The 20,560-nt window shown below is 37.9% G+C and carries 15 protein-coding genes and 3 tRNA genes; 6 read left to right on the top strand and 12 right to left on the bottom strand.

Features of this window, described 5'->3' with window-relative positions; all coding sequences use genetic code 11:
- Positions 1-182: 182 nt before the first annotated feature.
- Both OD757_RS03285 and OD757_RS03280 read right to left on the bottom strand, forming a co-directional pair.
- Positions 183-1,985 carry an aminopeptidase P family protein gene (locus tag OD757_RS03285; protein ID WP_263030847.1) on the bottom strand — a complete coding sequence of 601 codons (1,803 nt, stop codon included), beginning with the start codon at positions 1,983-1,985 and terminating at the stop codon, positions 183-185.
- Entirely contained in the window at positions 1,982-3,523 is a 1,542-nt protein-coding gene (locus OD757_RS03280) for a peptide MFS transporter (protein ID WP_263030846.1), read from the bottom strand. Before OD757_RS03280 ends, OD757_RS03285 begins: the two co-directional genes overlap by 4 nt.
- Positions 3,524-4,330: 807 nt before the next feature.
- Here OD757_RS03280 and glnA point away from each other — a divergent pair.
- The 5 genes from glnA to OD757_RS03255 all read left to right on the top strand — a co-directional run bounded on the left by glnA (position 4,331) and on the right by OD757_RS03255 (position 8,986).
- Entirely contained in the window at positions 4,331-5,746 is a 1,416-nt protein-coding gene (gene glnA / locus OD757_RS03275) for a type I glutamate--ammonia ligase (protein WP_171056845.1), read from the top strand.
- A gap of 126 nt (positions 5,747-5,872) precedes the next feature.
- Complete coding sequence (locus tag OD757_RS03270) at positions 5,873-6,382, top strand: chorismate--pyruvate lyase family protein (protein ID WP_263030845.1); 510 nt, start codon at positions 5,873-5,875, stop codon at positions 6,380-6,382.
- Positions 6,379-7,257: a 4-hydroxybenzoate octaprenyltransferase gene (gene ubiA, locus OD757_RS03265; protein ID WP_009389888.1), complete on the top strand. Its 879-nt coding sequence runs from the start codon at positions 6,379-6,381 to the stop codon at positions 7,255-7,257. Before OD757_RS03270 ends, ubiA begins: the two co-directional genes overlap by 4 nt.
- A gap of 110 nt (positions 7,258-7,367) precedes the next feature.
- On the top strand, positions 7,368-8,672 hold the full coding sequence (locus OD757_RS03260; protein ID WP_263030844.1) for a lipase family protein: 1,305 nt from the start codon (positions 7,368-7,370) through the stop codon (positions 8,670-8,672).
- 113 nt (positions 8,673-8,785) lie between these two features.
- Positions 8,786-8,986 carry a hypothetical protein gene (locus OD757_RS03255; RefSeq protein ID WP_262145391.1) on the top strand — a complete coding sequence of 67 codons (201 nt, stop codon included), beginning with the start codon at positions 8,786-8,788 and terminating at the stop codon, positions 8,984-8,986.
- 11 nt (positions 8,987-8,997) lie between these two features.
- Here OD757_RS03255 and OD757_RS03250 read toward each other — a convergent pair whose 3' ends face one another.
- The 6 genes from OD757_RS03250 to OD757_RS03225 all read right to left on the bottom strand — a co-directional run bounded on the left by OD757_RS03250 (position 8,998) and on the right by OD757_RS03225 (position 11,593).
- Positions 8,998-9,441 (bottom strand): DUF2726 domain-containing protein, encoded by a 444-nt coding sequence (locus OD757_RS03250; protein ID WP_192835407.1) that lies wholly within the window; start codon positions 9,439-9,441, stop codon positions 8,998-9,000.
- Positions 9,442-9,497: 56 nt separating this feature from the next.
- Positions 9,498-9,573: transfer RNA gene (locus tag OD757_RS03245), tRNA-Asn, on the bottom strand.
- Between the two features lie 181 nt (positions 9,574-9,754).
- Positions 9,755-9,830, bottom strand: a tRNA-Asn gene (locus OD757_RS03240).
- A gap of 8 nt (positions 9,831-9,838) precedes the next feature.
- Positions 9,839-9,914 (bottom strand) — tRNA-Asn (locus tag OD757_RS03235).
- 146 nt (positions 9,915-10,060) lie between these two features.
- A complete protein-coding gene (locus OD757_RS03230; RefSeq protein WP_263030843.1) occupies positions 10,061-10,687 on the bottom strand; it encodes a superoxide dismutase in 627 nt (208 codons plus the stop codon).
- 147 nt (positions 10,688-10,834) lie between these two features.
- The gene (locus OD757_RS03225) at positions 10,835-11,593 is read right to left on the bottom strand and encodes a Nif3-like dinuclear metal center hexameric protein (protein ID WP_263030842.1); all 759 of its coding nucleotides are present in this window, start codon (positions 11,591-11,593) and stop codon (positions 10,835-10,837) included.
- A gap of 194 nt (positions 11,594-11,787) precedes the next feature.
- Between OD757_RS03225 and OD757_RS03220 the strand changes: the two genes are divergently transcribed.
- Entirely contained in the window at positions 11,788-12,960 is a 1,173-nt protein-coding gene (locus OD757_RS03220; RefSeq protein ID WP_009389955.1) for a S1C family serine protease, read from the top strand.
- Positions 12,961-13,003: 43 nt separating this feature from the next.
- Here the strand turns inward: OD757_RS03220 and OD757_RS03215 are convergent, their stop codons facing one another.
- The 4 genes from OD757_RS03215 to OD757_RS03200 form a co-directional block, all read right to left on the bottom strand.
- On the bottom strand, positions 13,004-14,242 hold the full coding sequence (locus tag OD757_RS03215; RefSeq protein WP_263030841.1) for a multifunctional CCA addition/repair protein: 1,239 nt from the start codon (positions 14,240-14,242) through the stop codon (positions 13,004-13,006).
- 91 nt (positions 14,243-14,333) lie between these two features.
- On the bottom strand, positions 14,334-16,604 hold the full coding sequence (locus tag OD757_RS03210) for an NADP-dependent malic enzyme (RefSeq protein ID WP_009389996.1): 2,271 nt from the start codon (positions 16,602-16,604) through the stop codon (positions 14,334-14,336).
- 238 nt (positions 16,605-16,842) lie between these two features.
- A complete protein-coding gene (locus OD757_RS03205; protein WP_263030840.1) occupies positions 16,843-19,695 on the bottom strand; it encodes a putative bifunctional diguanylate cyclase/phosphodiesterase in 2,853 nt (950 codons plus the stop codon).
- Between the two features lie 134 nt (positions 19,696-19,829).
- Entirely contained in the window at positions 19,830-20,552 is a 723-nt protein-coding gene (locus OD757_RS03200) for a 16S rRNA (uracil(1498)-N(3))-methyltransferase (RefSeq protein ID WP_009390018.1), read from the bottom strand.
- Positions 20,553-20,560 lie beyond the last annotated feature (8 nt).

The raw sequence follows: 20,560 nt of genomic DNA, 5'->3' as shown, positions 1-20,560 counted from the left end.
TCTAAGCGGCTAATATAACAAAAAAAGAAGTAATCAGTTTAACTATTTCATTCGTTAGAAATTTACAGAAAAAAAGACTTTGAGAAGTGAGCATTTTTGAGATGATATATAAGTACAACTCAGGCAAAATAAGCTTTTCATTAGAAATAGAAAATTATTCTGCCTGAGTTAAAAAAAGAAGATTAAATCGCTCTAGTGTTGTAAATCAGCCAGTCTAAAACTTCTCCAGACAAATGTTCAGCGAGTCTTTCTTGAACAGTTTGATGGTAACGATTTAACCAGTCTTTTTCTTCATTCGTTAGCATATCAACAACGATACAATCTAAATGAATCGGGCAAAGGGTCAGCGTTTCAAACTCTAAAAATTCACCATAAGTTTTTTCAAACCCAGAGTGAAGTTTGTTAGCAACCAGATTTTCAATGCGAATACCATATTGTCCCTCATGGTATAAGCCCGGCTCGTTAGAAATAATCATTCCTTCACGCAACTTACTATAGGCATGTATAGGCGCGTAATAAGAAAGAACTTGCGGACCTTCATGAACGTTAAGCGCAAAGCCTACGCCGTGGCCTGTTCCGTGGCGATAATCTAAACCATGTTGCCACAGCGTATGGCGACAAATTGAATCGAGTAGAGGAGCAGCTAAACCTTCAGGATAAATCGTTTTTGCCAAAGCAATGTGACACTTTAAAACCAAGGTATAGTCACGTTTTTGTTGCCCTGTTGGCGTACCTACAGGAACAACACGAGTAATATCGGTTGTGCCATCTACATATTGCCCACCTGAGTCAATGAGTAATAGACCATCGCCTTCGATAAATGAATAGTGCTCTTCAGTTGCACGGTAATGGGGTAGAGCACCATTGGCATTAAAGCCGGCAATTGTAGAAAAACTTGGCCCTATAAATCCATCTTGCTGAGCACGGAAAGCTGTAATCTTTTCATCAATGGTGAGTTCTGAAATGCTTTCACCATGATGAAGTGCTTTCTCTAACCAATGGAAAAAGTGGCAAAGCGCGACTCCATCTTTAACCATTGCATGACGGATATGAGCAATTTCGCTTTCATGCTTACGCGATTTAAAAAGTGTACTCGGGTTGATGTCGTATACAACTCGAATATCTTTTGCGATGGCTTGTTCATGAAAAATCGAGACTTTGGCTGGATCTAAAAGTATTGAGGCATCAGAAATATTCGATAAAAACTGAGCTGTATCTTCATAGTTACGAATTTCAATACCATCGGCTGCCAAAGCTTGTTGAATGGTCACATCAACTTTTTCAGCATCAATAAAAAGAATAGTTTGTTTTGCGCTGACATATAAATGTGAAAGGAACACAGGGTTATATTCTACATCTTGCCCACGTGCATTTAAGATCCATGCAATATCGTCTAAAGATGAAATGAAATGACCCGCAATATTCTTGCTATGTAAAGTTTCACGAATAGCCTGAATTTTCTCTTTACGAGATAGGGCATTTAACCCTTCAGGCATGAGATGAATTTTCTTTGATGGAAGTTCTGGGCGGTTTAACCAAATTTCTCCGACTAAATCTTGCTGGGTTTCGAGTTTATAATTATTAACTCGTGCAGTATGTTCCAGTGCCTTAAATTGCTGAATCGATAAAGTATGCCCATTTACGACAATAACTGATTCTGGCTGTAGATTCTTTTCAATCCAAGCGAGATGTGTTGAAGACTCATCACTAGTCAGTTTTTGTAATTGAAAGCCTGTCCCAACAAGTTGTTGCTCAGCTTGTACCCAATAGCGACCATCTGCCCATAGGCCCGCAAAACTTTGGGTTACGACGAGCGTACCAACCGAACCACTAAAACCGCTTAACCACTGCCTTGCTTTCCAGTAGTCTGGTAAATATTCTGACATATGTGGATCGGCACTCATCACAATCAAGGCATCAACATGTTGATTGCGCATGAGTTCACGAAGTTTCTCAAGTTTTTCTGGAACAGTTAAAACGCTCATATAGTTTCCAACTCAGGTTGAACTTTACTGGTACTTTTGTTCATTAATCTATTGATAGGTTTCTTTAATAAAAATAACACGATTGCGCCAATCACTAACGCTAAAACACACCGCATAAATAAGGTAGGTAAATGATTAATGCCATCCGCCGATACGTGCCCGCCAATTAAACCAGCGATAAGATTACCCAAAGCTGAACCTGTAAACCATAGGCCCATAATTTGACTACGGATAACATCAGGTGCAAGTTTAGTCATGGTAGATAGACCAATTGGGCTTAGACAAAGTTCTCCGATAGTAAGTAGAAATAAAGTACCTACTAACCAAAATGGTGAAACTAATCCACCTGCAATAGCAAAACTGCTTGCAAGTGACATCAATAAGAAACCACCTGCTGCGAATAACAATGCGATAATAAATTTGCTGATATAACTTGGGTCTTTATTTGCCTTACCTAGTCTAGCCCAAAGCCATGCTGCAATCGGGGCAAAAATAATAATAAATAGAGCATTGATTGATTCAAACCATACAGTTGGGATCTCAAATCCGAAAACAATACGGTCCGTATAATCTTGCGCAAATAAAGTAAAAGTTGTGGGCTTTTGTTCAAAAGCTGACCAAAATAAGGCAGATGCTGCTAATAAAACGAAGCAAATAATAATTTTAAATTTATCATACTGCTCTAAATTCAAGAAAAGTAGTAAGTACGCAAAATAAGCAATAATACCGATACCAATCCCAACTGTTAAATAAGTTGCTACAGCGACTGGATTGATGTGAATGACACCAAAGTAGGTAAGAGCAATAACGACTGCGACAGATAGTAAAAAGGAGAAAGCAATTTTGGGAGCATTTTTATTTTCTATGACAGGTTTATTCCAGTTGTCAGTTTGCTGGCGCAATTGATTGAAAGACCGTAGTTGTGGAATAGCGAATATACGAAAAATAAGTAATGCAGCCAACATTCCAAGACCACCAATCCCGAAACCTAAGTGCCAGTTATGATCACGTGCAAATAGACCTGTAAGAAGTGGAGCAATAAAAGAACCTATATTAATTCCCATATAAAAAATGGAGAAACCAGCATCTCGTCTACTATCCTGAGCTTTATATAATGTTCCGACAATCACTGAAATACACGTTTTAAACAACCCTGATCCAAGAACAATAAGAACTAAACCGAAATAAAAAAAGAATTGATCAAAGACAGGGGTAAGTGCAATCGATAAATGACCCAATGCAATAATGAGGGAGCCATACCATACTGATCGTGCCTGACCTAACCAGTTATCGGCAATCCAACCCCCTAAAACGGTCATTAAATACATGGAACCTGCAAATAATCCAACAATTGCGGCGGCAGTAGGACGGTCAAGGCCTAAACCCCCGTCATTGACCATTGCAACCATATAAAGGACCAATAGGGGACGAATTCCATAGTAAGAAAAGCGTTCCCATAGTTCTGTAAAAAATAAAGTTTTTAAGGGTTTTGGATGGCCGAAAAAAGCGGTGTCGCATTGTTCGAGTTCATGCTTCATTTCAAATCCTTTGAATGTATTAATTGTTTAATAAACCAAACTTTTAGTTTGTTTAGTTATAAAAAAAAGTTATGTTTTATTTTTTAGTTTTATTTAAATTGAAAAGCAAGTTGGTACTGTATAAAAAAGGTATATAACAAATGGTAAAAAAATTCCTTTGAGCTTCTTACTGCACCAAAGCTGATCAAAATTTACCTCATCGCAGCGAATTTCATAATAAAAAAGTAAATTAAGAGATTTTTAACAAACTTTGAAAACAAGAACTCCGTCATAAAGGAAAATAATTTCTTAAAACCTCCTTATTTTAATGGATGAGGTATGACGTGATAGATGACTTTTTAAGAAGGTTTTGAGAGTGATTTTATAAAACAATATTTATATTAGAACCCTTTTGGCAAAAGCATGGCGTAGATATCGTATTCTCAACTTAAGTTTAAAACTTCATAAGTCACCATTTATTATTTTCGTTCAGTGCAGTAAGAAGATCAGCATTCTATATAAGAAAGTATTATGATCATGAATTACTGTTAGAAATTGATGCGATGATTCATATTAGCGCAACAATTTTGCACTAAATTAGGGCGATTGCGAGCTATTCTTGTATGCCATAATTTGAAAATGTCTGAATATGGTGCATTTAACTATGCAAACAGTATAATGGGTTCAAGACAAGGGACCTAAATCATAGATAGTTATAAGCAATTCAATGTTTTAGGTAAGTCTTATAAAGTTGGTATGAGAATTGCTATATAAATACCAGCAATTAACACGCACTTAACAAGTGCAACAAAATTTCATTGGAGCAAAATGAGCATGGCGAACAAGGTCCTTCAACTCATACAAGAAAGTGGCGCAAAATGGGTCGATTTTCGCTTTACTGATACTAAGGGTAAAGAGCAACATGTAACTTACCCAGCTGATTCTATTGATGAAGATACTTTTGAAGACGGTAAAATGTTTGATGGTTCTTCAATCGCTGGTTGGAAAGGCATTGAAGCGTCTGACATGATTTTACGTCCAGATGCAGAAACTGGTTTCATCGACCCGTTCTTTGCTGAACCAACTGTAGTTGTGACTTGTGACGTTATTGAACCTTCAACAGGTCAAGGTTATGAGCGTGACCCACGTTCGATTGCTCGCCGTGCAGAAGAATACTTAAAATCTACAGGTATCGGTGATACTGCATTCTTTGGTCCAGAACCAGAATTCTTTGTATTTGACGAAGTGAAGTGGGACATCGATATGTCTGGCGCTCGTCATACATTGATCGCTGAAGAAGCTGCTTGGTCTACTGGTAAAGATTACGAGTCAGGTAACTCTGGTCACCGTCCACGTGTTAAAGGCGGTTACTTCCCAGTTCCTCCAGTTGATTCTTCACAAGATATGCGTGCAGAAATGTGTGCAAAAATCGAAGACATCATGGGTCCAGGTCGTGTAGAAGTACATCACCACGAAGTTGCTTCTTGCCAGTTAGAAATTGGTGTGAGCTTCAATACACTTGTACGTAAAGCTGACGAAGTTCAACAGTTCAAATATGCTGTTTGGAACGTTGCGCACCAATATGCAAAAACTGCAACCTTTATGCCTAAACCAATGGTAGGTGATAACGGTTCTGGTATGCACGTTCACATGTCTATCTCTAAAGATGGCAAGAACTTGTTTGCTGGTGATGAATATGCAGGCCTTTCAGAAATGGCACTGTACTTCATCGGTGGTGTAATCAAGCATGCTCGTGCATTGAACGCAATCACAAACCCATCTACAAACTCATACAAGCGTTTGGTTCCTCACTTCGAAGCACCAATTATGCTTGCTTACTCAGCACGTAACCGTTCTGCTTCTATCCGTATTCCATACGTTTCTAGCCCTAAAGGTAAGCGTATCGAAGCTCGTTTCCCAGACCCAATGATGAACCCGTACTTAGGTTTCGCTGCATTGTTAATGGCTGGTATCGACGGTATCCAAAACAAGATCCATCCGGGCGAAGCTGCTGATAAGAACTTGTACGATCTTCCTCCAGAAGAAGAAGCAAAAATCCCAACAGTTGCTCATAGCTTAGATATGGCTCTTGAAGCACTTCAAGCAGATCACGAATTCTTGTTAAAAGGCGGCGTGTTCACTAAAGAAATGCTTGATGCATACATCGAACTTAAAACTGAAGATGTACGTCGTCTTAACACGACTACTCACCCAGTTGAATTTGATATGTACTACAGCTTGTAATATATCTTTTCATAAAAAAGCCTGCTTCTGCAGGCTTTTTTATTGTTTAAAATGTTGATTGAATTCTCTACGTTTTTTATCAAAAAATTGGGGTAAACTAAGTGCGAGTTTTCATGTGAGCAGATTATGCGTAAACATCAACCAGTACTTAAGCAGGAAAAGACATTAAATCCTGAATTGAAAACATGGTTGTATGCGTCTGGTTCTCTGACTCAACAATTGACTGAACTTGCAGGTGGTAAGTTTAGTGTGAAGCCTTTTAAAGAACATTTTCAGCGTTTAACTTTTGCAGATAGCCAATGGATGAAGATGTCTCATGCCCATACTTCATGGGTGAGGGAAACCTATTTATATGGCAGTGAAGTAGAGCCATGGGTGAAAGCAAAAAGTATTTTTCCAATTCTAAGCCTACAAAAAAAAGCCCGTATATTTCAGCACATTGGTTCTACACCCATTGGCTTTTTTCTATTTCAAAGAACAACTCCGCTTTGTGACCGTCGTGTCATTCGTTTGCCAGAAGGTTGGACGAGACAAAGTTGCTATACTTGGCATGGATGTAAATTTATCGTCCAAGAAACATTCTTACCGGCTTTTGAAGCTTTTTTAAATCAGCAGCACGACAAGGAATTACTATGACGACTGCAACAAGCACAACATGGCGTCAGCGCTTAGAAGCTTATTATTATCTATGTCGATTTGATAAGCCTATTGGCACTGAACTGGTTTTTTGGCCAACCATGTGGGCGCTTTGGGTTGCATCAAAAGGAATACCTGATTTAGGTATTTTATTTGTCATGATTTTAGGCGTGATTTTTATGCGTGCCGCTGGTTGCGCTATTAATGATTTTGCAGACCGTAAAGTTGATGCGCATGTTGAGCGCACGAAAACGCGTCCCCTCGCAACTGGGGTGATTCGTGCAAGAGAAGCAGTATATGTGTTCTTGGTACTCGTTTTAGCAAGCGCATGTTTGTTGTTCTTTTTACCCATTGAAACCTTTTACTGGTCATTTGGAGCATTATTCTTAGCGTTCATTTATCCATTTATGAAACGCTATACCAACTTACCTCAAGTTTTTTTAGGTGCCGCCTTTTCATGGTCTATTCCAATGGCCTTTACTGCGGTAGGTAAAACCCCAGATTTGACTTGTTGGCTTCTTTATTTTGGTAATCTAGCGTGGACAGTGGCTTATGACACTCAATATGCAATTACAGACCGTGAATATGATTTAAAGATTGGCGTCAAATCTACCGCCATTCTTTTTGGTCGATATGACATCCAGATTATTGCACTCTTACAGGCAACCAGCCTTGTTTTGATTGGGGCTGCACTGTATTTAGAAAATATCTTATTTCCATGGGCGATCATTGCTTTAATTGTTGTTGCATTCGATTTTATATATCAAACAATTAAAACCAAAGACCGCAATCCTCAAGTATGTTTTTGGGCATTCCGTCACAATCGCTGGGTAGGATTAATCATTTTTCTGGGAATATTTTTAAATTTCATATAGTAAAAATGACCACAAGGTTGAAAAGTGTTCTATGCAGAGCACTTTTTTTATGTCTTAATATTTGTGCATAAAAAATATGCGGAATAAATAATACATAAAAAGGATATTCTATGAAACGGTCAAAAATTGCTTTAGCTATAACATTATCGGTTTCAACATTATTTCTTGCAGCATGTAATGACAATGATGATGACTTTATTGGCGTAAATCCTGATAAAACCTATATTTCTGAAAAAGCTTACTCTAAGGATAGCTTGAATGATGCTGCATCAATCAAAGTCATGACTTATAACATGGTCAATGTACAAGGGAAAACTGCTGAAGCAACGGCGCTAGTGATGTTTCCTAAAGCGGCTCAGCCTAAGGATGGTTATCGCGTAGTGGTATGGGAGCACGGCACTGTAGGCGTAGGGGATAGTTGTGCTCCAAGCAACAATACGATTAATCCACGCTTCAAAATTTTAGCGGATACATTATTGGCCGCTGGCTATGTCGTGATTGCTCCAGACTATGAAGGTTTAGGTACTCGAGGAATGCATCCATACCTTAATTTAGGAAGTGAGGCTAAATCTGCAATTGCAGCAGTTAAAGCTGCGAAGGATCATTACGGTAGTCAGTTAAATAGTTCATGGATGTCAATTGGCCAGTCTCAAGGAGGCCATGCTTCATTAGGAACAGCTGAATTTGCTAATAACGACAGTAATTACAAAGGAGCGGTTGCAACAGCACCAGCTTCTAGCCTTGGCGATATTATTTCTAAAGTTGCTCCGCAAGCAATTAAAGATATTCTTGAGAAAGAGCAGGCTGGTACTGCACCTGTTGGTACGGCTGTAGAAGTATATGCTGAGCTACTCGCATATGCTGCATATACCACAGTGGGTATTACGGCTTATGAACCCAAATTTAATTATCGTGAAATTTTCCAACAACGTTCTCAGAGTGTAGCTGAGTTCGCAGAAGGGACTACTGGTGAAAATGGTGTATGTTTAACTGATTTGCATAATAAATTTGCAGATGATATTCGTGATTTTCTTGCGACTAATACTGACAAAACAGTTTTAGATTATCCTGGTTTAGCTGGTAACTTCCAAGAAAACCCAACTGTGAAAAAATTCTTGGCGGATAACCAACCTGCAACCAAAAAAATTAATTCACCTGTCATGATTGTTCAGGGTACTGCTGATATGGCTGTACCATATCCTATTACTCTCGCCTTACAAGAGGGGCTTAAAAAAATGGGAACTGATGTGACATTTGTGCCTGTTCTAGGGGCTGCTCATACTCAAGCGATTGTATGTAGAAATGCTGAAATTTATCAATTTGTTCAATCTAAGATGCCAGCTAAAACAAATATAGTGCTTGATCCATCGGTAATAGATGCTAGTCAAAGTCCTCACTGTACCGGTAAATTCTAAGATTTAATTATCTAATTAAAAATTAGCTTTAAAAAAAGAGCCACTTTATAGCGGCTCTTTTTGTTATATTATTACGTATATTAAAATTGATACCGTTTGAGTTTTAAGTAGTCATGAACCAGCAACCTGTTGAAAAAAAATCTGTTCCTTGGTTATTAATGGGATTAGGTTTACTTATTCCTTTTTTAATTGTAGGAATACTTTTCTTGGCTGCAAAAAGTGATGCTAAGACTAAAAAGCAATATGAACAGCAACGTTTAGAGATGGAAAAAAGAATAGCTGAAAAAGAAGCAGTAAGTTCTGAAAAGAAATAACAGCAGTGCCTTTAATGAATATCCTTTTGTAGCTGACGTACACTTGGGATGCTTGTATAGCGTCTTACTATATAACCTGCTTCTGTGAGCATTTGATCACGAATACGGTCTTCTTCTGCTTTTTCAAGATGGGTAGGGTCATCTAGCTCAATAATGGCAATTACTTCCATCTTGTCGTTAAGCACAACGAAGTCGGTTACTTTACGGTTGAACTGACTACGAATTTTATAGTCATTGCTGGTAATCAAAGCACTAAAAGCCACTTGTGCTAAAACATGATGACTTGGAAAACTTTGTTTTAAACGAATAAACATCTGAGTTTCAAAGTTAGTAATGACAGGACGAGCAAAAAATTTTTGTTTTGGAAATAAATAAGGACGTAAACAAACAACAAGAAAAATGCAGGTGCTTAAGCAACCTAAAACAATAAAAAATAAGTGACTCGATTCGAACATGTGAAGGCATCATATAAATAAAAACCCACTCATGAGGAGTGGGTTTTTAAGAATCTTGGCTCTCCAACCTGGGCTCGAACCAGGGACCTGCGGATTAACAGTCCGTCGCTCTACCGACTGAGCTATTGGAGAATCTGGAAAAGGATTTTAGGCAGGAAAGGGGGCTGGGTCAAGTCTTAATAATAGAATTAGTCAGAATATCTAATCGTTTGGTTTAAAAATATCCGAAACATTGATTTTATTAAAAATAATAGAAAAGTATTAAATGATGGGATAAGAAAAAGCCCACAATAAATGCGGGCTTTTAGAATCTTGGCTCTCCCACCTGGGCTCGAACCAGGGACCTGCGGATTAACAGTCCGTCGCTCTACCGACTGAGCTATGGGAGATTAGTAGATGGCTCTCCAACCTGGGCTCGAACCAGGGACCTGCGGATTAACAGTCCGTCGCTCTACCGACTGAGCTATTGGAGAATCTGATGCGCATTTTATGGATGAAATCTAAAAGCGTCAATAAGAATATTAAAGAAAATGAATCGTTTGCTTGATTAATATGCTTTTGTTGTATTAAAAATAAAAAAACCACCCAAAATAGGGTGGTTTTTTATAAAGAAATAAACTTATTTCTCTACACCTGCAGGTTGGCCTGCAAGTTTTGCATTTGCATAGTCCCAGTTCACTAGGCTTTCTAAGAAAGTTGCGATGTATTTAGGACGTAAGTTACGGAAATCGATGTAGTAAGCATGTTCCCAAACGTCAATTGTTAATACAGCAATTTGACCATGTGCAAGTGGAGTGTCTGCATTAGAAGTTTTAGTAATAGATAATTTACCGTTTACTTCATCAGCAACTAACCAAGCCCAACCTGAACCGAATTGAGTTGTTGCAGCAGCAGTAAATTCTTCTGCAAATTTTTCATAGCTACCAAAAGCTTCTTCAATTTTAGCAGCGATTGCGCCTGTAGGCTTACCACCACCATTTGGCTTCATAGAATTCCAGTAGAATGTATGGTTCCAAACTTGAGCAGCATTGTTGAAAATACCTGCTTTAGATGCATCACCAGCAGTTGCTTTGATGATTTCTTCTAAAGTTTTACCTTCAAGGTCAGTCCCTTTGATTAAGTTGTTTAGGTTAACAACATAGGTATTGTGGTGTTTGTCGTGATGGTATTCTAAAGTTTCTTTACTGATATGTGGCGCTAAATCATCATAGCCATATGGAAGTGCAGGTAAAGTAATGGTTGTCATGTTCCTATTCCTTGCATTTGCTGGGTTATACAATATTAAGTGGCTCTATTGTAAATGATTCTGTTCACAATAGGGCATCGTTTTAAAGAACTATACACAATAAAGATCTAATTAATACGCATAACACAGATTGAAAAAAAGACTTAATTAAATCGGATTATTCAATTCAAAATATTCACTTTCAATAGCAAATTGCTGTGAAATTGCTTGTGCCAATCGCTGAACTCCATAGCGTTCAGTTGCATGATGACCACAAGCAAAATAGTGAACGCCTAATTCTTTTGCTTCATAGAAAGTTCGTTCACTGACTTCGCCTGAAATATAAGCATCGCAATTTTGTGAAGCTGCTTTAGCAATAAAATCTTGAGCACCACCCGTACAAAAGCCTACTTTTTGAATACTTTGCTTTTCAGCTGGTAAATGAATCACTTTAAAATCAAAATTATCTTGTAATTTTGCTTTAAATTCTTCAACAGAAATAGCTTGCTCTAAATATCCAATATTTCCAATTGGATGTTTCTCGGCTAAATCGAGTGGTTCTAAATGGTGTAATCCCAATTTTTCTGCAATAGCTACATTGTTGCCCAAAGTTAGGTGGGCATCTAAAGGTAGATGGTAAGCTACGAGTGAAATATTATTTTGAATGAGTTTTTTAATGCGGTTACCACGCATTCCTGTAATTGGATACGGTTCGCCCTTCCAAAAATAACCATGATGTACGAGTAATAGGTCGGCATTCTGAGCGATTGCTGCATCAATCGCATCTTCGGACGCAGTAACGGCGCAAACGATACGTTTTACTTCAGTTGAACCTTCAATTTGCAGGCCATTTGGTGCGTAATCTTTAAATTCTGCTGCTTTTAAGGTTTGGTCGCACCACTGAATAATTTCATGCAAATTTGCCATGATATTTCCTGAATTGAGTAGTAAATAATTGCTAAAGCTATAAAAACATATTTTGTTGTGTAACTAAAGCTAGACAAATCTTTTTTGAGTTTTTTGTGTATATCGACATATTTAATTTAAAATGCTTAACTGAAAACTCTTTTTGTTCAATATATTAATTTAATTAAAAACTTCTTTTCGTAGAGGATATGAACGTGCGCCGCACCTTTACATGGTTACCTTGGGTGTTACTTATTATTGTAATTGCCAGTTTTATTGCATGGCAAAAATACCATCAGCCGAAACCAACTGTTGCAGTTGATGGGGTGCAAATGCCTGCCGAGAAAGTTGAACCACTGGTTGATACTTCACGAGCGGGCGGGGTGGTGTCATATAGCGCTGCGGTCAAAGTTGCAGCGCCGGCAGTTGTTAATATTTTTACGACCCAGAAAGTTAAACAAAATCATCCCTTGTTAAGTGATCCAGTATTCCGTGAATTTTTCGGAAATCAGGCTCCTGAACAACAGCAAAATGAAAATAGCTTAGGCTCTGGGGTTATTGTACGTGCTGATGGTTATATTCTTACCAATAATCACGTAATTGCTCAGGCTGACCAAATTGTAGTTGCATTACGTGACGGACGCCGTGCGGAAGCAACGATTGTTGGAACGGATCCAGATACAGATTTAGCTGTTATTAAAATCGATTTAGATAAATTACCTGTGTTGCCATTTAAGCTTAGCGGTAATGAAGTGGGTGATGTTGTCTTGGCAATTGGTAATCCATTTGGCGTAGGGCAAACGGTAACTCAAGGTATTATTTCTGCTACTGAGCGCTCTGATTTAGGCATCAATACCTATGAAGACTTTATTCAAACAGATGCTGCAATTAACCCAGGTAACTCAGGCGGAGCATTAATTGATGTCGCTGGTAACTTAATTGGGGTAAACACTGCTATTTTCTCTCAGTCGGGTGGTTCTTTAGGTATTGGCTTCGCAATTCCAGCTAAAATTTGCCAACAAGTATTAAACTCGATTTTGAAAGATGGCCGCGTTGTACGTGGATGGTTAGGCATTAGTTTAGTACCGCCTACACAAGACGACGTATTGGCACCTAAACAGCAAATTGGTGTTGTGGTCGCAGATGTCTTAAAAAGTGGTCCAGCGGCTTCAGCAGGTATAAAAGTGGGAGATAAGATTGTTCAGGTCAATAATGAACCAATCACTTCGGCATCTCATTTGATTAATTACGTTGCATTACAAGCGCCTAATAGCGAAATTAATGTAGTGGTTGAGCGAGCTGGGAAGCAAGAAAACTTTGTAGTAACAGTTGGCGAAAGAAAAAACCAAAATAGTCAATCTCAATATATACCGCTACCTAAACAGTAAAGTTAAAAAAAGCCTCATCATGAGGCTTTTTTATTGGTTTAAATTAAGAATGTGAGGGTGTTTGGTGTTGATGTTTGAACTCAGTTAAAGCATCAATGCGATATTGAATTAACATTTCACCAATTTCAGCACCCTTAATATTCTCTGGTAAATCCTGAACTTTAATAGAGCGAACCACTTGCATTGCATCTAACATATATTGAGCTTGAGGATAAGGCCGGTCTTCTAGACCTAGTCTTCCTCTAGCATCGCATTCACATGCCTGTACAAAAGCTTCTACTCTCTCAGGGCGACGTAATACATCGAGACGCTGTAATAGACGCCATACAGTTCCTGGTTTTAACGACATAATCTGATGACATTTTAGATGCTCTTTACACACCGATAATGCTAACTGACGAGTCTGAGTTGGAACTTTTAAACGTTCACATAATTCAGTAACGGGTTTCACTCCGCGTTCTTCATGCATAATATGGCGAGGGAGTTCATTAACGGGAGTTAATGCTTTACCCAAATCATGTACTAAAACAGCAAATCGAACATCAAGCGAGTAGTTTGACTTACATGCTTGCTGTAAAGACATGAGAGTATGTATGCCACAGTCTACTTCCGGATGATATTCGGGACGCTGCGGGACACCAAACAATGCGTCAATTTCAGGGAAAAGATGTTTTAATGCACCGCAATCCCGTAATGTCTGAAAATAAATATCTGCATGATCTTCTAAAAGCGCGCGTGAAGTTTCTTTCCATACACGTTCAGGTGTTAATGCATCAAGTTCACCCGATTCTGCCATCGTTTGCATGAGCTGTAATGTTTCAGGCGCAATATGAAAACCATATGCAGAATATCGAGCTGCAAAGCGTGCAACACGTAAAACACGTAAAGGATCTTCAGCAAAAGCTTCTGAAACATGGCGTAAGGTTTTATTTTCTAAATCAGTCTGACCACCATAGGGGTCATATAATTTGCCATCTTGATCCATTGCTATGGCATTGATGGTTAAATCACGACGAATTAAATCTTCTTCTAAACTTACTGTACTATCAGTAAAAAATTGGAAACCGTGATATCCCTTACCGGACTTTCGTTCAGTACGTGCAAGTGCATATTCTTCTTTCGTTTCAGGATGAAGAAACACAGGAAAATCTTTGCCTACAGGTTGAAAACCTTGGGCGAGCATGTGTTCCGGCGTTGCACCGACCACAACATAGTCTTTTTCTTGATAGGGATGCCCAAGTAAAGAATCACGGACAGCACCGCCTACTAAATACACTTGCATGAAAAAACCTCTATTCTTCAAGCAATCATGCTACAGAATAGAGGTTTTCTCAAGTCATTAGAGTGGCTTTTCGTAAAAAGCAGTTTCTAAATTACTTTTCTTGTTGTTGGATTTCAGCAACAGTTAAAGCAGTCATATTGATAAGACGACGAGTAGTTGCAGTCGGTGTCAAAATATGAACAGGTTTTGCTGCGCCAAGCAAAATTGGACCAATTGTTACGTTGTTACCAGAAGTCGCTTTCAACAAGTTAAATGAAATATTTGCTGCATCTAGGTTTGGCATAATGAGCAAGTTTGCAGAACCTTTAAAACGTGAACCCGGGAATGCAAATTGACGAATGTTTTCATCTAATGCTGCATCACCATGCATTTCACCTTCAACTTCAAGCTCAGGAGCTTGCTCAGATAAAATACGATAAACTTCACGCATTTTTTGAGCACTTGAATCAGTTTGGTCGCTACCAAAACTTGAATGAGAAAGAAGTGCTACGCGTGGAGTAATACCAAAACGACGTACTTCTTCAGCTGCTAAAATAGTCATTTCAGCAAGTTGTTCAGCAGTCGGGTTAGTGTTTACGTAGGTATCTGCAATAAACAAATTACGATCTTCAAGCATTAATGCATTTAATGTGAAGAAGTTGTTCATGCCTTCTTTAAGACCGATAACATTACGTACAAAGTCAAGGTGAATGTTATAGCTACTGTAAGTACCACATAACATACCGTCTGCTTTACCGAATTTAACTAGTAAAGATGCAATTAAAGTTGAACGGCGACGAGCTTCACGTTGAGCATATTCAACAGTAATGCCTTTACGTTGCATTGTTTGATAGTAGTCTTTCCAAAACTCTTCATACATCGGGTTTTGTTCTTGGTCTACGATCTCAATATTTACGCCGTGTTGTAAACGTAAGCCTAATTTTTTGATATTAGCTTCAATTACAGCAGTACGACCTACTAAAATTGGTTTAGCTAAGTCTTCATCAACAGCAATTTGTACTGCACGTAATACGCGCTCGTCTTCACCTTCCGCGTATGCAATACGCTTTGGATCAGCTTTTGCTTGAGCAAAAATTGGCTTCATCAAGAATGCAGAGTTATAGACAAACTCAGACAATTTTTGACGATATACAGCGAAATCTTCGATAGGACGGGTTGCTACACCTGAGTCCATTGCCGCTTTAGCAACAGCTGGGGCAATTTCTAAAATTAAACGTTGATCAAGTGGGCGTGGAATTAAATAGTCACGACCAAATGAAGCAGATTTTTCACCATATGTTGCTGCATCAGCTTCTACATGAGCCATGCGCGCAATTGCATGTACACATGCAATTTTCATGTCTTCATTAATTGTAGTTGCGCCAACGTCAAGTGCACCACGGAAAATGTATGGGAAACATAATGCGTTGTTTACTTGGTTTGGATAGTCAGAACGACCAGTTGCCATAATGACGTCAGAGCGTACTTCATGTGCATGTTCAGGTAAAATTTCTGGATCTGGGTTCGCCAAAGCAAAAATAATAGGGTTCTCAGCCATCTGTTTCACCATTTCTTTGGTGAGAATACCAGCAGCAGAAAGACCCAAGAACATATCAGCGCCAGCCATTACTTCATGAAGCTGAGATGCTGTAATGTCTTGAACATAACGTTTTTTAGATTCGTCTAGGCCTTCACGTGAAGTTGTTAATAGACCACGAGAGTCGGCAACAATAATATTTTCTTTTTTAGCACCAAGCGCACAAAGCAAGTCTAAACATGAAAGTGCTGCTGCACCTGCACCTGAAGCAACGATTTTGATTTCATCAATTTTTTTATTTACAAGTTGCAATGCATTGAGCAAAGCTGAACCTACAATAATACTTGTACCATGTTGATCGTCATGGAATACAGGAATTTTCATGCGTTCACGAAGTTTCTTTTCAATATAGAAACATTCTGGCGCTTTAATGTCTTCGAGGTTGATACCACCGAAAGTTGGCTCAAGAGAGGCAACAATATCCACGATTTTATCTGGATCGTTTTCTGCAATTTCGATGTCAAATACGTCAACACCAGCAAACTTCTTGAAAAGAACGCCTTTACCTTCCATTACAGGTTTAGAAGCCAATGGGCCAATATTACCTAAACCAAGAACAGCAGTACCGTTAGTTACTACAGCAACCAAGTTTCCGCGTGCTGTATATTTAGCAGCAGTTGATGGATCACGTTCAATCTCTAAACATGGCGCGGCAACTCCTGGTGAGTAGGCTAAAGCCAAATCTCGTTGGTTGACAAGTTGCTTACTTGGGGTGACGCTGATTTTCCCTGGGTTTGGATATTCATGGTAATTTAAAGCGGCCTGTTTTAAAGATTGATCGTCCATCTGAGTCTCTATTTGATACAAAAAAGCAAACTAGTCAAATCACTCATTCAGGGAGAAGGCAATTCAGTTATTTTACTATGCTTTAATTTTTATCAATTAAGAGAATAGTAGACGAATTGCCAATAGCCCTGTAGTGAGCTAAATGCTAAAGAATATAACACTACTTCTTTATTTCTCACAGTCAAAAACGCTCATTTTTGGAAAAAGCGGCATATGTGAAAATAGTCTGTGAGAACAATTAAAAAGTAGGCGGATTTGTTTGTAGATAAGGAATAATCTGCTCAGCCGGGATCGGCCGACTAAAGAAATAGCCTTGTAAAAAATCACATTGCTGTTTTTGTAAATAGGCAACTTGTTCCTCTGTTTCTACACCTTCGGCCACCAGTTTAAGTCCCATACTTTTACCCATTGCAATCATGGCATTTACAATAGCTTCTTGTTTGTGATCACCGATTTTAGAAATGAAAGCCCGATCAATTTTTAATACATCAATTGGATATTCTGTCAGATAAGCTAAAGAGGAATAACCTGTACCAAAGTCATCTAGAGCAATTGAGATATCTCGCTGTTTTATTGCATGTAATAGCGTTTTAACGTTATCAGTATTGTCCAAAAGAGCCGACTCAGTAATCTCAAGTTCTAGATCTGAACCTTGTATATTATATTTTTGCAAAACCTCATCTAGATCATTAAGTAATAAGCCACGATGTATTTGCTGGGCAACAATATTCACTGAAACTTGAATGTTTGTGTAGCCTTGGCTTTTCCATTCTTGGAGCTGTTTTCCAACTTTATCTAAAACGACTTTACCAATGTCCGAAATCAGGCTACTACGTTCAGCAAAAGGTATAAACATATTTGGCAGAACTAATCCCTTTTCGGGATGTTGCCAACGAATTAATGCTTCAAAACCTATCACTGAATGATCGAGTAGACTAATTTTTGGTTGGTAATAAACGACAAATTCATCATTTTGAATGGCTTTGCGTAACTCTTGTTCTAAATCAGCAGTTTTATATGGATGCTCTGCTTTATTGCAATAGTAAGAAATGGTATTGCCTCCTAAGCGTTTTGCTTCTGAAAGTGCTTGTTCTGCATGGTTGTTAAGATGATCAATTTGTCGGCCATGCTCAGGAAAGCATGCAACACCGATTGATGCCGTAATAAAATATTCGTGATTATCAATATAAAAAGGTGCGTTGAGTGCTTGTAAAATATTTTGGCAATATTGCTCAATATTTGGATGAATGGGAGAAATTTCATAAATAATTGCAAAATCGTCACTATTTAAATAGGCAACCAAAATTGCATTAATATTGATTAAGCGTAAACGCTGAGCAAACTGTTTAAGCAGTTCATCGCCACTATCATTATTTAAAAACTCATTAAATGCACGGAAGCGGTCAATATTTACTCGTATTAGAGCTAAATTTTTAATGTTATATGAAGGGTTTACAAGATATTGATGTAATTGATTGTAATAGTAAAGACGATTAGGCAGGTGAGTGAGACTATCATAATTTTTTAAATAGGATAGATGCTGTTCCTGACGTTTTTGCTCAGTGAGGTCACGTGCGAATCCAATATAATTTGTGATTTGATGGAATTCATCTTTAACCACATTGATGTGTAACCACAAATATACGCTTTTGCCAGAACTAAACTTTTCATCAAATTGGCCCATATATTCTCCAGTTTCGAGGAGCTGTTGGGTAATTGAAGTATGAAATTGTTGTTGTAATTCTTTTTGATTCATCGCAATGCTAAATAATTTTTTATTTAATAGTTCTGATTTAGAGAATCCAGTTAATTTTTCGTAGTAAGGATTAATATCAATATAGTTTAGGTGCTCATCTAGAATAAATATACCTTCGGCTGCTTGTTCAAGCACAATTGCCGATAGCCTTAAGTGTTCTTGATCTTTTTTCTCTTGATGTATGTCTCGGGTCATACCTACCATACGAAGTGCTTTTTGTGTTTTAGGATCTCTTGTAATGACACGCCCTACATCCTGAATCCATCGCCATGAACCATCTCGTCGTAATATCCTGAAATTGATATTAAAATGATCTGTAATTCCTTCTATATGTTGTTTTAAACGCTCTTCAAAAAGTTTTTTATCACTTGGATGTACGCGGTCTAAAATGCTATTGAGATGAATAACGGTTGTCTGTGTTTGCTTTTGTTGATCGAAAAACGTAATTTCTAATTTTTGATTTTCAATATCCCAGTCCCAAGGCCGAATACCAGCAGTTTCATGTGCAAAAGCTAAATTGTAATGATGGCTTTCCAATTGCTCATTCATTTTGGTGAGGTCGTAAGTGCGCTCTCGTACTTTTTGTTCAAGCAAATGGTTATTAAATTGGAGCTGGGCTTCAATATCTTTTGATTTATTTACTTCTTGTTGCAGCTGTACACATAACTCTTCAGCCCACTGAGTATGTTGATCTGAAATTTGAACGAGCTGTTTATTTTTAAATAATAGTTGAGAAATCTTTTTATAGTTACGTTGAGTTGCGTATGCGCAGAGTACAGTAGCGACGAAAGCTATATTGTAAGCGAAATAAAAAGGTAGTTGAGTAATGGGCGTATGTGTAAATTGAGCAATTAATAGGGGGAAGGTACTGGGAATGAATAAAAGATAGAAATATCGGGGTTGTTGCGTTAAAAAGGTCAGTCCAATGATATGAGCAGAAGTAATAAACAAAGCAATTAAAATATGAGCATCTGGTAGGGCAACCAATTCTGCCGGAAGATAAAAATGAATAACTGTAACGTTTATTCCAAGTAAAATTCCTGAAATAAAACAAATACTTTGTAAGATAAGGTCGGCTTTTTTAATAAAATCAATAGTACGGTAATGGTTTAAAATATTTGGAATAAACCATAAGCAGATAAAAGATATTATAGTAAGGCCCATAGACCAACTAAATGTTGTTATTGATGATGAAAAATAATAGGAAAAAATAGCATATGAAATCAGGCAGAGTAATATTAAGCTAATCAAATACCAGCGTATATATTGAATTGAAAGTCTAAGCTGTTCAATTTTCGTTTGATGCTGTAGATATTCTTCCTGAAGCCCAGACATAAGATTTTTCTATCCTATTTTTTTACATATATACAGAAAGAATCTGATTTATCAGTGATAAAGAATTTGAAATTTTATTCATACAATAAAAGTAAATTAACTTTAAATAACGATTTAATCAATGTTCAATGAACTCAGGTGGATAAAAATCGATAATTTAAAATAGACAAGGCAACTACAGGCGCAGTTTCTGTACGTAAGACGCGGTCACCAATACACCAATTCATAAAACCAGCTTGATTGGCTTGAGTAATTTCATTTTCACTTAAACCGCCTTCTGGTCCAATCAAAAGGGCCAGTTCGGGTTGAATACCGGCCAATACATCTCTTTGTTCTTTTTCTGGTGCTAAAACAAATTTAGATTGAGGAAGTTCAGAAGAACTTATCCATTCACTTAGAGAAATGGGCGCTAAGACTTCTGGAACTAGGTTTAATCCACATTGTTCACATGCTGCAATTGCAACCGCTTGCCAGTGATCTAATTTTTTTTGATCTCGATCATATTTTAAGCGCATTTCACAGCGGTCACTGGTAAGCAATTGAATTTGGCTTACACCCAGTTCAGTGGCTTTTTGAATGGCATAATCCATGCGGTCACCTTTACTCATGACCTGTCCCAGAACTGCTTTAAATGGGGCGTTACGATTTGCAGGGTTAAAATTCTCAATTGTGACAAAAGCATTTTTTTTATTAATTTCGGTCAATGTAGCCAGATATTCGCCGCCTTGACCATTAAAGAGAGTCGCTTGTTCTTGTAATTGTGCACGTAAAACACGCACCCAATGATGAAATACTGATTCAGTTAGTTGAATAGTTGAACCAACTGTAAGTTCAGTTTCGATAAAAAAACGGTTCATTGGGTACG

Origin of the sequence: Acinetobacter sp. AYS6, from assembly GCF_025630795.1 — a bacterium.
In the GTDB taxonomy this organism is placed as follows: Bacteria; Pseudomonadota; Gammaproteobacteria; order Pseudomonadales; family Moraxellaceae; genus Acinetobacter.
The sequence above is the reverse complement of the archived record's forward strand: the minus strand, read 5'-3'. Positions and strand labels throughout refer to the sequence as shown.

What these genes read in the sequence shown, in the direction of transcription:
- OD757_RS03285 (WP_263030847.1), bottom strand. Translation starts at nt 1,985, where the DNA reads ATGAGCGTTTTAACTGTTCCAGAAAAACTTGAGAAACTTCGTGAACTC.
- OD757_RS03280 (WP_263030846.1), bottom strand. Translation starts at nt 3,523, where the DNA reads ATGAAGCATGAACTCGAACAATGCGACACCGCTTTTTTCGGCCATCCA.
- glnA (WP_171056845.1), top strand. Translation starts at nt 4,331, where the DNA reads ATGAGCATGGCGAACAAGGTCCTTCAACTCATACAAGAAAGTGGCGCA.
- OD757_RS03270 (WP_263030845.1), top strand. Translation starts at nt 5,873, where the DNA reads ATGCGTAAACATCAACCAGTACTTAAGCAGGAAAAGACATTAAATCCT.
- ubiA (WP_009389888.1), top strand. Translation starts at nt 6,379, where the DNA reads ATGACGACTGCAACAAGCACAACATGGCGTCAGCGCTTAGAAGCTTAT.
- OD757_RS03260 (WP_263030844.1), top strand. Translation starts at nt 7,368, where the DNA reads ATGAAACGGTCAAAAATTGCTTTAGCTATAACATTATCGGTTTCAACA.
- OD757_RS03255 (WP_262145391.1), top strand. Translation starts at nt 8,786, where the DNA reads ATGAACCAGCAACCTGTTGAAAAAAAATCTGTTCCTTGGTTATTAATG.
- OD757_RS03250 (WP_192835407.1), bottom strand. Translation starts at nt 9,441, where the DNA reads ATGTTCGAATCGAGTCACTTATTTTTTATTGTTTTAGGTTGCTTAAGC.
- OD757_RS03230 (WP_263030843.1), bottom strand. Translation starts at nt 10,687, where the DNA reads ATGACAACCATTACTTTACCTGCACTTCCATATGGCTATGATGATTTA.
- OD757_RS03225 (WP_263030842.1), bottom strand. Translation starts at nt 11,593, where the DNA reads ATGGCAAATTTGCATGAAATTATTCAGTGGTGCGACCAAACCTTAAAA.
- OD757_RS03215 (WP_263030841.1), bottom strand. Translation starts at nt 14,242, where the DNA reads ATGCAAGTGTATTTAGTAGGCGGTGCTGTCCGTGATTCTTTACTTGGG.
- OD757_RS03210 (WP_009389996.1), bottom strand. Translation starts at nt 16,604, where the DNA reads ATGGACGATCAATCTTTAAAACAGGCCGCTTTAAATTACCATGAATAT.
- OD757_RS03205 (WP_263030840.1), bottom strand. Translation starts at nt 19,695, where the DNA reads ATGTCTGGGCTTCAGGAAGAATATCTACAGCATCAAACGAAAATTGAA.
- OD757_RS03200 (WP_009390018.1), bottom strand. Translation starts at nt 20,552, where the DNA reads ATGAACCGTTTTTTTATCGAAACTGAACTTACAGTTGGTTCAACTATT.